The 13,787-nt window shown below is 75.3% G+C and carries 17 protein-coding genes; 7 read left to right on the forward strand and 10 right to left on the reverse strand.

Translation table 11 applies throughout. The annotated features are described in order from the left end of the window. Positions 1-128 precede the first annotated feature (128 nt). Complete coding sequence (locus tag BSB02_RS16185; protein ID WP_143590744.1) at positions 129-1,175, forward strand: CE1 family esterase; 1,047 nt, start codon at positions 129-131, stop codon at positions 1,173-1,175. On the opposite strand, the gene BSB02_RS16190 is transcribed toward BSB02_RS16185, so the two are convergent. After that, entirely contained in the window at positions 1,172-1,612 is a 441-nt protein-coding gene (locus BSB02_RS16190) for an SRPBCC family protein (protein WP_206184725.1), read from the reverse strand. The genes BSB02_RS16185 and BSB02_RS16190 overlap by 4 nt on opposite strands. Further along, complete coding sequence (locus tag BSB02_RS16195) at positions 1,609-2,403, reverse strand: winged helix DNA-binding domain-containing protein (protein ID WP_240506459.1); 795 nt, start codon at positions 2,401-2,403, stop codon at positions 1,609-1,611. Before BSB02_RS16195 ends, BSB02_RS16190 begins: the two co-directional genes overlap by 4 nt. A gap of 252 nt (positions 2,404-2,655) precedes the next feature. Between BSB02_RS16195 and BSB02_RS16200 the strand changes: the two genes are divergently transcribed. Then, positions 2,656-2,976, forward strand: coding sequence for a GYD domain-containing protein (locus BSB02_RS16200; RefSeq protein WP_084959774.1), 321 nt, complete (start codon positions 2,656-2,658; stop codon positions 2,974-2,976). A gap of 9 nt (positions 2,977-2,985) precedes the next feature. Here the strand turns inward: BSB02_RS16200 and BSB02_RS16205 are convergent, their stop codons facing one another. Continuing rightward, entirely contained in the window at positions 2,986-3,234 is a 249-nt protein-coding gene (locus BSB02_RS16205; RefSeq protein WP_084959700.1) for a hypothetical protein, read from the reverse strand. Between BSB02_RS16205 and BSB02_RS16210 the strand changes: the two genes are divergently transcribed. Beyond that, a complete protein-coding gene (locus BSB02_RS16210; protein WP_143590746.1) occupies positions 3,211-3,528 on the forward strand; it encodes an oxidoreductase in 318 nt (105 codons plus the stop codon). The two genes, BSB02_RS16205 and BSB02_RS16210, sit on opposite strands and share 24 nt — an antisense overlap. A 28-nt stretch (positions 3,529-3,556) precedes the next feature. On the opposite strand, the gene BSB02_RS16215 is transcribed toward BSB02_RS16210, so the two are convergent. From BSB02_RS16215 to BSB02_RS16235, 5 genes are all read right to left on the reverse strand, one after another. Continuing rightward, a complete protein-coding gene (locus BSB02_RS16215) occupies positions 3,557-4,201 on the reverse strand; it encodes a response regulator (RefSeq protein ID WP_084959704.1) in 645 nt (214 codons plus the stop codon). Further along, entirely contained in the window at positions 4,192-5,292 is a 1,101-nt protein-coding gene (locus BSB02_RS16220) for a sensor histidine kinase (RefSeq protein ID WP_084959776.1), read from the reverse strand. Before BSB02_RS16220 ends, BSB02_RS16215 begins: the two co-directional genes overlap by 10 nt. Beyond that, the gene (locus BSB02_RS16225) at positions 5,276-5,944 is read right to left on the reverse strand and encodes a DedA family protein (RefSeq protein WP_084959706.1); all 669 of its coding nucleotides are present in this window, start codon (positions 5,942-5,944) and stop codon (positions 5,276-5,278) included. The genes BSB02_RS16220 and BSB02_RS16225 overlap by 17 nt, the downstream gene beginning before the upstream one ends. A 112-nt stretch (positions 5,945-6,056) precedes the next feature. Then, positions 6,057-6,722: a response regulator gene (locus BSB02_RS16230; RefSeq protein WP_084959708.1), complete on the reverse strand. Its 666-nt coding sequence runs from the start codon at positions 6,720-6,722 to the stop codon at positions 6,057-6,059. Between the two features lie 141 nt (positions 6,723-6,863). Further along, positions 6,864-8,042 (reverse strand): sensor histidine kinase, encoded by a 1,179-nt coding sequence (locus BSB02_RS16235; RefSeq protein WP_206184727.1) that lies wholly within the window; start codon positions 8,040-8,042, stop codon positions 6,864-6,866. A 140-nt stretch (positions 8,043-8,182) separates the two neighbouring features. Between BSB02_RS16235 and BSB02_RS16240 the strand changes: the two genes are divergently transcribed. From BSB02_RS16240 to BSB02_RS16250, 3 genes are read left to right on the forward strand one after another with little or no spacing between them, the layout of a single operon-like run. Then, a complete protein-coding gene (locus tag BSB02_RS16240) occupies positions 8,183-9,112 on the forward strand; it encodes an ATP-binding cassette domain-containing protein (protein ID WP_084959710.1) in 930 nt (309 codons plus the stop codon). Further along, positions 9,109-10,686 (forward strand): DUF1349 domain-containing protein, encoded by a 1,578-nt coding sequence (locus BSB02_RS16245; RefSeq protein WP_084959712.1) that lies wholly within the window; start codon positions 9,109-9,111, stop codon positions 10,684-10,686. The genes BSB02_RS16240 and BSB02_RS16245 overlap by 4 nt, the downstream gene beginning before the upstream one ends. Then, on the forward strand, positions 10,683-11,453 hold the full coding sequence (locus BSB02_RS16250; RefSeq protein ID WP_084959714.1) for an ABC transporter permease: 771 nt from the start codon (positions 10,683-10,685) through the stop codon (positions 11,451-11,453). Before BSB02_RS16245 ends, BSB02_RS16250 begins: the two co-directional genes overlap by 4 nt. A gap of 17 nt (positions 11,454-11,470) precedes the next feature. Here the strand turns inward: BSB02_RS16250 and BSB02_RS16255 are convergent, their stop codons facing one another. Continuing rightward, on the reverse strand, positions 11,471-12,436 hold the full coding sequence (locus BSB02_RS16255) for a GlxA family transcriptional regulator (RefSeq protein WP_084959716.1): 966 nt from the start codon (positions 12,434-12,436) through the stop codon (positions 11,471-11,473). Between the two features lie 99 nt (positions 12,437-12,535). Between BSB02_RS16255 and BSB02_RS16260 the strand changes: the two genes are divergently transcribed. Then, positions 12,536-12,964, forward strand: a complete 429-nt coding sequence (locus tag BSB02_RS16260) for a hypothetical protein (protein ID WP_084959718.1) — start codon at positions 12,536-12,538, stop codon at positions 12,962-12,964. Positions 12,965-12,968: 4 nt separating this feature from the next. On the opposite strand, the gene BSB02_RS16265 is transcribed toward BSB02_RS16260, so the two are convergent. Then, entirely contained in the window at positions 12,969-13,613 is a 645-nt protein-coding gene (locus BSB02_RS16265) for a TetR/AcrR family transcriptional regulator (protein ID WP_158088648.1), read from the reverse strand. Positions 13,614-13,787 lie beyond the last annotated feature (174 nt).

Here is a 13,787-nt window from a genome sequence, read left to right on the forward strand (position 1 = left end):
CTTGTTGGATGCGGATGCACGATCAATGGTTCGAGGCCGTGCCGAAATGGCGTGCGCCGCGGGGACTGGCCCGCGCGTGGCAGGGTGGTCGTGGAGACCGCCCGAAAGGACCCGCCGGGGAGAGGCTCGTGCCGCGAGTTGCGATGACGCTCCAGCCCAGGACGCTCCAGCCCAGGACGCTTCAGGCCATGGCGTGCCTGGCGCTGCTGCTGGGCTGCAGCACGCCGCCGCCCCACCCGCAGGGCAGCCCGCAGCACAGCCTGCAGAACAGCCCGCCGGCCGCCCAGCCGGGTCAGACGGCCCGGCCCTCCCGCGAGCCGGTCGCCCTGGGCCCCTCCAGCGGATGCGACGCCGGCGACCCCCTCCGGCCGGGCGTCCACACCCTCACCCACGACGGGCAACCACGCCGCTACCTGCTGGCCCTGCCCCGCGCCGCCGGGCCCCGGCCGCTCGTACTGGACCTGCACGGCCTGGGCGGCACCCCCGCCCGGCAAAGCGCCTACAGCCGGCTGGCCGAGCAGGGCACCGGCCGCGGCTACATCGTGGCCACCCCGCAGGCCTCCCCCGAGGCGATCGGCTGGGGCCTGCCCGGCCTGTTCGGGCCCGACGACGCCGGCTTCCTCGGCGCGCTGCTCGATGAGCTGGAGCGGCGGCTGTGCGTCGACACCAGGCGCGAGTTCGCCGCCGGCATGTCGATGGGCGCCGGCATGGCCACCGGCCTGATCTGCGGCCTGGACGGCAGGCTCGCCGGCGTGGCCGCGGTGGCCGGGCTGAACATCGTCCCGCCGTGCGAGCGGGCCGGCCCGGCCACGATCGTGGCCTTCCACGGCACCGCCGACCGCATCGTCCCCTACGACAGCGGCCACCCCTTCCAAGACCAGCGGGGCCGGCTGCGCGCCCTGGCCGACCTGATCACCCTGCCGCCGGTGGAGGACACCTTCCGCCGCTGGGCACAGATCTTCCGCTGCCGCCGCGATGTGGCCGCCGCCCAGGGCCAGGTCCGGGTGCGCGAGTGGCGCTCGTGCGCCGGCGGGGCCGTGCTGCGCCTGTACACGGTGCGCGGCGGCGGCCACACCTGGCCCGGCGCGGTGCCGATCGGCCGGCTGGGCCGTACCGACCCCCTGGGTGCCACCGCGCTGATCCTGGACGCCTTCGACGCCGCCGCCAGGCGCTAGCCCGACGCCAGGCGGGCCAGCGTGCGCAGCGAGCGGACCAGCAGCACCCGCATCACGGGGCGGACCAGCGCCCATGCGGCCCGGCCCACCGGCCCCAGCGGCAGGCGCAGCTCCTCGGCCCACACGACGCGGCTGCCCCCGCCCGGCAACGGCCGGACCCGGATCGCGCCCCGGCCGCGCACCACCCGGCCGGTGTGCAAGACCTCCACCCGCTCCGGCGGCTCCCACCGGGTGATCACCATCGTGTCCAGGAACCCCAGCCGCCCCCAGCCGGAGAAGGCCTCCAGGCGGCTGCCGACGCTGCGCCCGTCACCTTCGGTGACCCTCGCCGCAGTCAGGACCATCCACTCACCATGCCGGGGCCAGTCGGTGAGCACCGCGAAGACCCGCTCGGGCGGCGCCGGGCTCTGCACCGCCGCGCCGATATAGGCTCTCACGCCAGCCCCTCGATCCGGTGCGGCCTGCCCGGCTCGGCGAACTCGGCCAGCGCCGCCGCCTCCGCGGCGATCTCCTCGACCACGGCCGGCGGCTGCGGCGCGAACAGCTCGATGCGCACCCTCGCCTTGTCCCGCCGCCACACGCCCCGCACGAACCCGTCCACCAAGACGGTGCCCAGCACCTGGCCGTTGACGGTGATGACACGCCTGCGATGCTCCTCGCTGATGATGCGGGTGCGGTCGGCGTGGCTGAGCAGCAGGTTGTCGAACGGCGCCAGCAGCCGCACCGGAGCCGGGCCGTCCTCGCCCGGCCGCGGCGCCTCGGGAAGGTCCAGCAGCTCGCCGCCGTGCTCGTCGGTGAGGGACACCAGCCGCGGCCGCAGCCGCTCGACGACCTCGCGCAGCCCGGTCAGGCCGCTCCAGGTCTGCAGGTCGGCGACGCTGGCGGGCCCGAAGGCGGCCAGGTAGCGCGTCAGCACCGGCTGCACGAGCGGGCGCACCGTCAGGCAGTCCTCGGCGCTGACCAGGTGGACCGTGCCGCGCATGAGCACGATCCGCACCGCCCGCCGTTCCACCAGCAAATCGGCGAGCTCGGCGGGCCGGAACCCGGCCAGGCGGCACCACAGGCCGAAGTACGGCGGCTGCGGCGCCTGCGCCTGCAGGCCCACCAGGTGCTCCACCGCCCGCATGGCCGGCATCCGGTGGCGTGACAGCAGCAGCTGCCGGGCGAGGGTGGCGCGGTTGAGCGCTCTGCGGCTGATCACACGACGGCTGATCACACGGCTGACCACACGGGCCAGCCTAGGCTGCCCGGCGCCTGCCGCGCCGAGCCGCGCTGTGCCGGCCCCGCGGGCCGGCACCCTCGCCGGCGTCTCAGGACTTCTCAGGGCTGATGAGCGGCTCATCCCGCCGGTCGCGACACTCATGCCAGGTGGAACCGGGAACAGCCCATGGGATTACCGTCACCCGATGCCGAGAACGTCGCCTGAGACCGCGTCCGCAGCCGTTCCGGAGTGGACGGCGACGTCGAAGGAGACCAGACCATGCCCAAGTACCTCATCCAGGCGACCTACAGCACGGAAGGACTCAAGGGACTGCTTCGTGAGGGGGGAACCCGGCGCCGCGAAGCAGTGGCCCGCACGGTGGAGAGTGTCGGCGGCCGGATCGAGAGCTTCAACTTCGCCTTCGGCGAGCGCGACGTCTACGCCATCGTCGACGTGCCCGGCAACGCCACCGCGGCCGCGCTGAGCCTGACGATCTCGGCGACCGGTGCGGTGCGGACGAATGCCGTCGTGCTGTTGACGCCGGAGGAGGTCGACGAGGCCGTGCGGCAGGAGGTGACGTACCAGCCGCCCGGCGCATGACGCCGCCGTCTACCGGGGACTCGCCCAGACCGCCGTGACCGCCACCAGGCCCGCCATGACCAGCCCGATCAGCGGAACGGCGAAGCCGAGCAGCGAGACGCCCGCCACCACCACGGCCGCCGCCGGGAAGGCCGGCCCGCACCGGCGGGCATGCAACGCCCACACGCTCAGCACATACAGCGCCACCGGGATGCCCACGGCCAGCCCCGCGCCCTGCGGCGGCAGGTGCGCCTGGTGGGCGGCCGAGGCGACCGCCACCCCCAGCCCGCCGCCTACGTCAAGGACGGCCTGGACGTGCAGGAGGAGCGGCTGCGCGCGGGCCGCGCCCCGGACGAGCCGGGCTTCGGCGAGGAGCCGCGGGAGCGGTGGGGCGTGCTCGCCGCGGGCGAGCAGACCGAGACCGTGCCCACCGAGCCCGGCTGCTACCTGGACTTCTACCGTGCGATCGCGGCCGGCGGCACGCCGGTGGATCCCGCGGGGGCGGTGGCGACGCTGGCGGTGCTGGAGGCGGCCCGCCGCTCGGCGGCCGAGCACGCGGTCGTCCGGCTGTGAGCAGGCCGGGCCGGGACTCCGGGAAGCGTCAGGATTCCAGGAAGCGCAGCACCGCCAGCACGCGGCGGCTGTAGCCGTCGGCGTGGGCCAGGCCCAGCTTGTCGAACACGGCGTTGACGTGCTTTTCCACCGCGCTTTGCGACACGTGCAGGCGCTGGGCGATCGAGGCGTTGGTCAGCCCTTGCGCCATGTTCTCCAGTACCTGCCGTTCGCGCGGGGTCAGCCGGGCCAGCGGGTCGGCCTGGGAGGTGCGCGCCAGCAGCTGGCGCACCACCTCCGGGTCGAAGGCCGCGCCCCCGGTGCCCACGCGCTCCAGCGCGTCCAGGAAGTCGGCCACCTGGCCGACGCGGTCCTTCAGCAGGTAGCCCACGCCGGAGACATCGGAGCTCATCAGCTCGGCGGCGTACTTCTTCTCCACGTACTGCGACAGCACCAGCACGGCGACCGAGGGCCAGCGGCGGCGGATCTCCAGGGCCGCGCGCAGCCCCTCGTCGGTGTGGGTGGGCGGCATGCGCACATCGGCCACCACGATCTGCGGCCGGTGCTCGGCCACCGCGCGCAGCAGCGAGACGGCCTCCCCCACCGCCGCGACCACCTCGTGCCCCTCCTCGGCCAGCAGCCGCATCAGGCCCTCCCGCAGCAGTGTGGAGTCCTCGGCCAGGATCACGCGCATGGCAGCTCCGCGGTCACCACGGTCGGGCCGCCGTCGGGGCTGGTCACCGTGAAACGGCCGTCCAGCGCCGCCACCCGGCGGGCCAGCCCGGACAGGCCGCCGCCGGCCGGGTCGGCCCCGCCCTTGCCGTCGTCGGCCACGCGCACCCGCACGGTCCTGCCCACCGGGCCCCCGGTTGGACCCGGCGCCTCGGCGACCTCCACGGCGACCTCCACGGTGACCTGCGAGGCACCGGCGTGCTTGGCGGCATTGGTGACGGCCTCGCACACCACGAAGTAGGCCGCCGTCTCCACCTCCCGCGGCGGGCGGCGCTCCAGGGCGCAGCTGAGCCGTACCGGAAGGGCGGCCCGCTCGGCCAGGCCCGCCAGCGCCTCACCCAGGCCCAGGGCGTCCAGGCCGCTGGGGTAGACGCGCCAGGCCACCTCGCGCAGCTCGGTCAGCGCCCGCTGGGCCTGCTCATGAGCCTGTTCCAGCGCCTCGGGGCGGCCCCGGCGCGCCCGGCCGACCAGCATGGCCAGCGCCACCAGCCGCTGCTGCAGGCCGTCGTGCAGGTCCCGCTCGATGCGGCGGCGCTCGGAGTCCACCGCCGCCAGCACGCCCGCGCGAGTGTGGGCGAGCTCGGCGATGCGGCGTTCCAGGGCCTCGGCGGAGCGGGGGCCCAGCAGCCGCTGCGCGAGGTGACGCTCCAGCCGATACACCCCCACCAGTCCGCAGATGTCCAAGAAGAGCAGGACTATTCCGAGGGTGGCCAGGTAGAGCAGCAGCGGCACGGTCGGCAGCATCCCGTCGAAGGGCCGCCCGGCCACCCACGCCGCGACCACCTGCACGCCGGTGGACACCCCCAGGGCCAGCAGCCCGGCCACGATCCCGCCCAGCAGCCCGATGGGCCAGCGCAGCGCCAGGTACCGCAGCGCCTGGCCCCCGGTGTGCTCGGCGGCCTGCACACCCAGCCGCCGCAGTTCCAGGCCCGCCAGGCGGCGCGCCAGCCGGCCGCTGACCGGCCAGAACCCCGTCACCGCCAAGGCCAGCGCCGGCGGCGCGGTGAGCGCGCCCAGCAGCGCCGAGCCGAGCACCCTACCGGCGAAGCGCACGCTCACCCCCGCCGCGTCCGTCTCTGCCGCGCTGGGCGTGCCGGCCCCTGCTCCGCTCGGCCAGCCGTACCGCCACGAACACCAGCACCGCCACCGCCACCACCCCGAGCACCACGTTGGTGCCGATGTTCACATACCCCTCCACCAGCCCCCACTGCTCCCCCAGGAAGTAGCCGGCCAGCACGAAGGCGCTGTTCCATATCCCGCTGCCCAGGGTGGTCAGCAGCAGGAACCGCCCCAGCGGCATGCGCTCGACACCGGCCGGGATGGAGATCAGGCTGCGGAAGACCGGCACCATGCGGCCGAAGAAGACGGTCTTGCCGCCGTGGCGGGCGAAGAAGGCCTCGGTGCGTTCGATGTCGGAGACCTTCAGCAGCGGCACCCGCTCGGCGATCGCATACAGCCGCTCGCGGCCCAGCAACGCGCCGATCCAGTACAGCGCCAGCGCCCCGACCACCGAGCCGAGCGTCGTCCACACCAGCGCGTCCAGCAGGTCCATGCGGCCCCGCCCGGCCGTGAAGCCGGCCAGCGGCAAGATGACCTCGCTCGGCAGGGGCGGGAAGAGGTTCTCCAACGCGACCGCGATGCCCGCGCCGGGCGCCCCCAGGGTGTCCATCAGTCCAGTCGCCCAGTCGGCGAGAGAGTCGCTCATGATTCTCAACGCTATGTGGCGTTGGCTTGACCTGTTGATGAGGTTTCCTACCGACTCTTGCTGTGGTTTTCCCCACCACCCAGGTCAGGGAGCGGAAACAGGGGGCGGCGGGCTACCACAAGTCGCGCGAGCCCGGCACGACGAGCCCGCTTTCGTAGGCGGCCACGACCGCCTGCGTCCTGTCGCGCAGGCCCAGCTTGCCCAGCACCCGGCTGACGTGCGTCTTGACGGTCTCCTCGGTGACGGTCAGCCGGGCGGCGATCTCCGGGTTGGACAGACCCTCGGCGATGAGCCGCAGCACCTGTGTCTCGCGCGGGGTCAGGGCGGCCAGCGCCGGGGCGGCTTGCGTGGCCGGACGCAGCCCGGCGAAGCGGCTGATGAGGCGGCGCGTGATGGCCGGGGCCAGCAGCGCCTCGCCCTCGGCGACGACACGGACCGCGTCGAAGAGCCGCTCGGCGGTGACGTCCTTGAGCAGGAAGCCGCTGGCACCGGCGCGCAGCGCGTCGAAGACGTACTCGTCCAGGTCGAAGGTCGTCAAGATGAGCACGCGCGCAGAGTCGGCCAGCCGCCGGGTGGCCTCGATGCCGTCCATGACCGGCATGCGCACGTCCATGAGCACCACGTCGGGCGCCAGCTCCCGCGACAGCCGCACCGCCTCGGCCCCGTCGCGGGCGGTCCCCACGACGGCGAAGTCGGGCTGGGTCGCCAGCAGCTCGGCGAACCCGGCGCGGACCACCGCGTGGTCGTCGGCCACGAGGATGCGGACCGGTGTGCTCATGACGGCACCCCAAGGCAGCCCTGCGCGCTCATGGCCGCACTCATGGCCGCACTCATGGCCGCGCTCCAGGACGGACGCGCGTCGTTGCCCGCGCCCCGGCACAGCCCCGCGAATGACCGCACCGCGCGGCGAACCCGGCGTTCACGCGGCCGCTCCGGGCAGCCGCGCCTCCACCAGGAACCCGCCGCCGGCGGCCGGGCCGGTGCGCAGCCGGCCGCCGACCGCGGCGGCCCGCTCCCGCATGCCCGCCAGGCCGTGCCCTTCCCGCCCACGGCTCTCCGGGGCCGGGCCGGGCCCGTTGTCCCGTACGGCCACCAGCAGCTCCCGGCCGGTGTAGCGCAGCTCCACATCCACCGCCGCCCCCGGCGCGTGCCGCCGCGCGTTGGTCAGCGCCTCCTGCACGATGCGGAAGGCCGCCAGCTCCACCCCCGGATCCAGCGCCACCGGCGAGCCGCTGAGGATGAGCCGCACACCGGCCCCGCTCGCCGCGCGCGCCTCGTCTGCCAGCCCGTTCAGCTCCCCCAGCCCCAGGCCCGGCTGGGGCCGCAGCTCGGCGCCCCGCTCGGTGTCCTGCTTGGTGTCCTCCCGCAGCACGCCCAGCAGCCGCCGCATCTCCGTCAGCGCCGCGCGAGCCGTGTCGCCGATGGCCGCCAGCCGCTCCGCCCCGGCCGCCGGCATCCCCGGCGTGGTCAGCCGGGCGGTCTCGGCCTGCACGGCGACCATGGAGATGTGGTGGGCGACCACGTCGTGCAGCTCCCGGGCGATGCGGGCCCGCTCGCCGCGGGCGGTGTGCTCCAGCAGCGTGTCGGCGTCGACCTGCCGCGCGGCGGTGACCGCGGCGGCCTCCGCCCGTGCCCGCGCCGCGATCCCGGCCAGCGCCGCCGCCGGGGCCAGGCACCCCAGCAGCAGGGCGTAGACCGCGGCCCGGCCGCCCGCCGTACCGGCCAGGGCCAGCACCGGGTACGGCACGGCCAGCGCGACGGCCGCCGGCGCCGGGCCGTGCCGTCCCAGCCGCCACCCGGCCACCAGCTGCGCGGCCACGCCCGCCGCGGTCAGCGTCTGGAAGGCGACAAGCGACAGCACGCACGCCACCGACACCACCGGCCCCAGGGCGGCCGGCTGCCTCCACAACAGCCCCACCGGCAGCGTGGTGGCCACGCCCAGCAGGGCGAGCGCCATCACCGCCGGCTGCGCGCCCGGCGACACCGCGGCGGCGAGCTTCAGCTGCGCCTCGATCGCCGCCCCCAGCGCCAGCACCACCCCGGCCACCACCGGCAGCCGCCTGCCGCGCTGCCGCGCGTGCCTGTCGGGCCCCATCATGCGTGCGCTCCAGGGTGGTCCATCCTCCGGCGTCCATTGTGGCCGCCATCCCGGCGTGCGGCATCCCTCGCGTGAGGGACGCCGAAGATGGCTCGCCCGCGTGACGACCCCGCGCCCGCCGGCTGCCTAGGGTGCCGGACATGGAAGCAACCATCGAGGTCAAGGGCCTGCGCAAGCGGTACGGGCCGGTCAAGGCCCTGGACGGGATGTCCTTCACCGTCACGCCCGGGCAGGTGACCGGCTTCGTCGGGCCCAACGGCGCCGGCAAGTCCACCACGATGCGCATCATCGTCGGGCTGGACGCCGCCGACGAGGGCAGCGCGCTGGTGGGCGGCCGGCCGTACCGGAGCCTGCGCAGCCCGCTGCGGCACCTCGGGGCGCTGCTGGACGCCGCCGCGCTGCAGCCCAGCCGTACGGCGCGCCACCACCTGCTGTGGCTGGCCCACTCCCAGGGCCTGCCGGCCGCCAGGGTGGAGGAGGTGCTGGAGCTGGTGGGGCTGGCCGGGGCGGCGCGGCGCAGGGCCGGCGGCCTGTCGCTGGGCATGCGCCAGCGGCTGGGCATCGCCGCCGCGCTGCTGGGCGACCCGCCGGTGCTCATGCTGGACGAGCCGTTCAACGGGCTGGACCCCGAGGGCATCGTGTGGATTCGCGGCCTGCTGGGGTCGCTGGCCGCCGAGGGGCGTGCCGTGCTGGTCTCCAGCCACCTGATGAGCCAGCTGCAGGATGTCGCCGGCCACCTGGTGGTGGCCGGGCGCGGCCGGGTCGTGGCCGACACCGGCGTGGCGCAGCTGATCGCCGAGGCCTCGCGCGGCCGGGTGCGGGTGCGCACGGCGGCGCGGGAGGAGGCGATGGCGGTGCTGGCGCGGGCCGGGGCCGCCGTGGCGGCCACCGGGCCGGACACGCTGACCGTCTCGGGGCCGGCGGCCGAGCGGATCGTGGAGCTGCTGACCGCGCAGGCCGTGCCGTTCTCCGAGGTCGCCGCCCACCGGGCGAGCCTGGAGGAGGCCTACATGGAGCTCACACGCGACTGCGTCGACTACACCGGGGACTACAGCGGGGCCGCGCGATGAGCGCCGGGGCGGCGGCGCCGTACCGCTCGCGGCTGCCGGCGGCGCGGGAGAGGTTCGCGCACCTGGTGCGGGCCGAATGGACGAAGTTCAGGACGGTGCGCGGCTGGGTGGCCGGCGCGGTGGCGGCCACGCTGCTCACCGTGGCGCTCGGGCTGGTCATCGCGGCCGGCAGCCACAGCTCCTGCGGGGCCGGGCCGGTCGAGACGGCCTGTCCGGCTCCCCCGCTGGGGCCGGGCGGGCAGGCGGTGGAGGACCGGTTCTTCTTCCTGCACCGGCGGCTGGAGGGCGACGGCGCCATCACCGCCCGGCTGACCGCGATGAGCGGCGTCATCACCTACCCGCCGCCCGGCCACGACCGGATCGTGTCCGGGCTGGTGCCGTGGGCCAAGGCCGGGGTCATGGTCAAGGCGGCCGCCCGCCCGGGGGCGCCCTATGCGGCGGTCATGCTCACCGGCCGGCACGGGGTGCGGATGCAGCACGACTTCACCGAGGACGTCGCCGGGCGGCCCGGCGGGGTGTCGCAGCACGCGCCCCGCTGGCTGCGGCTGGTCCGCGCCGGCGACACGCTGACCGGCTACGAGTCGGCCGACGGCAGGTCCTGGAGCCGGATCGGCACGGCGCAGGTGGCCGGGCTGACGGCCGCGGTGGAGGTGGGGCTGTTCGTCGCCTCGCCCGGCGACCTGACGGTCAAGCCGGGCAGTGCGGGCGGCAGCATCGTCCAGGCCCGCTTCACCCAGGCCAGCGCCGTCTTCGACCACCTCGCCGTCGAGGGGCGCACCGCGGGCGCCTGGCAGCGCACGGAGGTCGGCGACGACGAGGCGGCGATGACCGACTGGGAACGGTTCCACCGCGCCAACGGGGCCGCAGAGTCCGGCGGCGTCATCACCGTGACGGGAACCGGCGACATCGCCCCCCGCCTGGACGGCCTGCGGACCGAGATGCTGGTGACGGGCGCGCTGCCCGGGCTGATCGTGGTGATCGTCGTGGCCGTGCTGTTCGTCACCGCCGAGTACCGGCGGGGCCTGATCCGCACCACCCTGCTGGCCGGCCCGCGCCGCGGCCGGATGCTGGCCGCCAAGGCCCTCGTCGTCGGCGCGGTCGCGCTGCTGGCCGGGCTGGTGGCGGCCGCCGTCGTGCTGCCGGCCGGCCAGGCGATCCTGCGCGGCAACGGTGTCGTGGTGCTGCCGGTGCCGCAGCTGACCCAGGCGCGGGTCGCCCTCGGCCTGGGCGCGCTGCTGGGCCTGGCCGCCGTACTGGCCATGGCGCTGGGCGCGCTGTTTCGGCGCAGCGTCGCCGCCGTGGTCGCCGCCATCGCGGCCGTCGTCCTGCCGTACGTGCTGGCCACGGCCTCGGTGCTGCCCGAGGAACTGGCCCAGTGGCTGCTGGGGCTCACCCCGGCCGCCGGGTTCGCCATCCTGCAGAGCCTGCCGCGCTACCCGCAGGTCACCTGGCACTACGCCCCCGCCGAGGGCTTCTACCCGCTGCCGCCCTGGGCGGGACTGGCGGTGCTGGCCGGCTACGCGGCGCTCGCCCTCGGCCTGGCCGCCTGGCGGCTGCGCGGGAGGGACACGTGAGACGCGAGCTGCACGCCGAGTGGACCAAGCTGCGCACCCTGCCGGGCACCGGGTGGCTCCTGGCGTCGGTCGTGGCGCTGACCGTGGGACTGGGCGCGGCGGCCGACGCGCTGGCCGGCTGCCCGTGGCGGGGCTGCGGCCACGACCCGGCCCGGCTCGCCCTCGGCGGCGTCCAGCTCGGCCAGGCCGCCATCGCCATGCTGGCGGTGCTGATCATCAGCGGCGAGTACGGCACCGGCCTGATCCGCGCCACGCTGACGGCGATGCCACGCCGGATCGCCGTCCTGGCCGCCAAGGCCACGCTGGTGACCGGGCTGGCGCTGGCGTCGGGCAGCCTGGCGGTGCTGGGCGCGCTGCTGGCCGGGCGGCTCATCCTGCCCGGCAGCGGGTTCACCGCCGAGCACGGCTACACCCTGGCCGCCGACGGCCCGACGCTGCGCGCCGCGCTCGGCTCGGTGCTGTACCTGGCGCTGGTCGGGCTGCTGGGCCTGGGGGTGGGCGCCGCCGTCCGCGACTCGGCCGCCGCGATCGGGGTGACGCTCGGCCTGCTGTACGGCACGGCCGCCCTGCCGTACCTGGTGGGCGACCCGGACTGGCAGCGGCTGCTGTGGCGGATCTCCCCGATGAACGCCGGGCTGGCCGTGCAGGCCACCCGCGACCTGGCCCAGCTGCCGCTGGGACCCTGGCAGGGGCTCGGCGTGCCGGCCGCGTGGGCGGCGGCCGCGCTGGCGGCCGGCGCTGTGGCGCTCACCCGGCGCGATGCGTGAGGCGCTCCAGCCGGGGACTACGCGGTGGCCTGGGTCAGGCGGTAACGCGAGGGCGGGATGCCGTAGCGGTCGACGAAGGCCTGGCGGAGGGTCTCGGCCGTGCCGAAGCCGCACCGCGCCGCGACGGCGGCCATGGGCAGGGACGTGGAGGCCAGCAGGTGGGCGGCGGCCTCGGTGCGGGCCCGGCGCACGAACCGGCCCGGGGTCTGGCCCAGGTCCTTCAGGAACAGCCGGGTCAGGTGGCGCTCGCTCACCCCGGCCCGTGCCGCCAGCGCGGCGGTGCTCAAGTCGGCGTCCAGGTGGGCGGTGACGTGGTCGACGACGCGCTTGACCAGGCTGTTGCCCGGCGGCGGGCCCTCGGTGAACATGCTCATCTGTGCCTGGTTGCCGGGCCGCTGCAGGTAGGTCACCAGGTAGCGGGCGGTCTTTCGGGCGACGGCCGCGCCGTGGTCCTCCTCGACGAAGGCCAGGGTCAAATCCAGGGCGCTGGTGACGCCGGCGGCCGTGGCGACGTTGCCGTCGCGGATGAAGATCGGGTCGGTGTCGACGATGACGGCCGGATAGCAGGCGGCCAGGTCGTGGGCGTACTGCCAGTGCGTGGTCGCGCGCCGCCCGTCCAGCAGGCCGGCGGCGGCCAGCACCGTGGCGCCCGTGCACACCGACGCGACGCGGCGGCTTTCGCGCGCCAGGCGGCGGACGTGGCCGACGATCACCCGGTTGGCGGCCGCGTCCTCGTGCCCGATCCCGCCGGACACGATGAGCGTGTCCAGCGGCCCGGTGAGGCGTTCCAGGGCCTGCTGTCCCTGCACCTTCAGCCCGCTGCCGCAGGTCACGGGCAGGCCCGAGGGGGTGGCCAGGCACACGTCGTAGGGTGGGGCGGCGCCGTGCAGGTTCGCCGCGATCAGGCTCGTCGTCACGCACGCGATGTCCAGCAGCTCGGCCCCGTAGTAGCCGACCACGACCACGCGCCGTTGGGTCGTCATGAGGCGACTGTATGGCAGAAAGACGGGGGGCCCAAGTTTCCGGACCTGTCCCGGCTCCTTTCCTGGCGCGCTCGCCGGGCCGCTGGGACAGTTGGCGCCATGACCCAGACGACGCCTGACACGACGCACACCCCGCAGGCCGGTGCCCGGCGCTGGGGACGGTTCGCCCTGCACTACGTCGAGATGATCATCGCCATGTTCGTCGGGATGTTCGCGCTCGACCTGCTGTGGTCGGCCTTCGGGGTCGACCTCTCCTATGACCGCGACCCCGAGCTGGCCTACCTGCTGATGGCGTTCAACATGTCGGTGGGCATGGCGGCCTGGATGCGCCTGCGCGGCCACGGCTGGGCCCCGACGCTGGAGATGTGCGGCGTCATGTTCGCCCCGATCGTGCCGTTGTTCCCGCTGCTGTGGCTGGACGTGATCGACGGGATGACCGTGATGATGGTGGCGCACGTGGCGATGTTCCCGCTCATGCTGGCGGCCATGCTCTGGCGCCGCGACGAGTACGCCCACGCCCACCACTGAGCGGTCACCCCCGGCCGGGGACCAGCGTGCGCATCAGCAGCTCGGCCTGCCGCCTGCCGTACTCCTCGGTGAGCGGGTCGGCGCCGGTCACGGCGGCGGTCAGCGGCGCGAGCGCGAACGGCGCCGCCCCCGCGAGCAGGACGTGCAGGAAGAACCACTCCGGCGGCTGGTCGCGCACAAGCCCTTCGCCCTGCAGCCGCGCCAGCAGCCCCGCCAGCGCCGAGCGCAGCGGCGCCATCCGCTCCAGGATCTGCTCCAGGCGGGGACCCCCGCGCGTGGACTCGGTCAGCAGCAGCCGCACGAGCTGCGGATGCCGGGCGGAGGCGGTGACCAGCCCCTCCACCGCGTGGCCCAGCGCCGCCACCGGATCGGGCTCGGCGGCCGCTTCTTCCAGGGCCGGGCCCGCCAGGGCGGCGAAGCGGCCGTCGGCCAGGTCCACGACCGCCCGCCACAGGGCGTCCTTGCCGCCGAAGTGGTGGCGGATCAGCCCGTGCGCGATGCCGGCGCGCTCGGCGATGTCCCGCAGGCTCACCGCCTCATAGCCGCGCTCGGCGAACGACGTCAGCGCCGCCTCCAGGATGCTCCGGCGCGTCGTCTCGGCGACCGCCGCCGGGCGGCGTCCCCGCGGGGGGTTGCCCGCATCTGTCATCGGTGCCCTCCCTCGGTGCCTCATGCTATCCGGCCGGACAACTTTGTTATACGAGCGGATAGCAAAGCTGGGAGGGCCGCCGTGCGCACCCCGACGGACGTCCTCATCGCCGGCGCCGGTCCCAACGTCCTGCCCCGGGCCGGGGTGCCCGGTCACCGTCGTCGAGCGCGGCCA

The organism is Thermoactinospora rubra (assembly GCF_002093975.1).
Classification (GTDB): Bacteria; Actinomycetota; Actinomycetes; order Streptosporangiales; family Streptosporangiaceae; genus Nonomuraea; species Nonomuraea rubra_A.

Excerpts from the sequence above, each read along its gene's own strand:
- BSB02_RS16245 (WP_084959712.1), top strand. The coding sequence starts at position 9,109 with ATGAGCGCCGGGGCGGCGGCGCCGTACCGCTCGCGGCTGCCGGCGGCG.
- BSB02_RS16260 (WP_084959718.1), top strand. The coding sequence starts at position 12,536 with ATGACCCAGACGACGCCTGACACGACGCACACCCCGCAGGCCGGTGCC.
- BSB02_RS16240 (WP_084959710.1), top strand. The coding sequence starts at position 8,183 with ATGGAAGCAACCATCGAGGTCAAGGGCCTGCGCAAGCGGTACGGGCCG.
- BSB02_RS16225 (WP_084959706.1), bottom strand. The coding sequence starts at position 5,944 with ATGAGCGACTCTCTCGCCGACTGGGCGACTGGACTGATGGACACCCTG.
- BSB02_RS16215 (WP_084959704.1), bottom strand. The coding sequence starts at position 4,201 with ATGCGCGTGATCCTGGCCGAGGACTCCACACTGCTGCGGGAGGGCCTG.
- BSB02_RS16200 (WP_084959774.1), top strand. The coding sequence starts at position 2,656 with ATGCCCAAGTACCTCATCCAGGCGACCTACAGCACGGAAGGACTCAAG.
- BSB02_RS16255 (WP_084959716.1), bottom strand. The coding sequence starts at position 12,436 with ATGACGACCCAACGGCGCGTGGTCGTGGTCGGCTACTACGGGGCCGAG.
- BSB02_RS16265 (WP_158088648.1), bottom strand. The coding sequence starts at position 13,613 with ATGACAGATGCGGGCAACCCCCCGCGGGGACGCCGCCCGGCGGCGGTC.
- BSB02_RS16230 (WP_084959708.1), bottom strand. The coding sequence starts at position 6,722 with ATGAGCACACCGGTCCGCATCCTCGTGGCCGACGACCACGCGGTGGTC.
- BSB02_RS16235 (WP_206184727.1), bottom strand. The coding sequence starts at position 8,042 with ATGATGGGGCCCGACAGGCACGCGCGGCAGCGCGGCAGGCGGCTGCCG.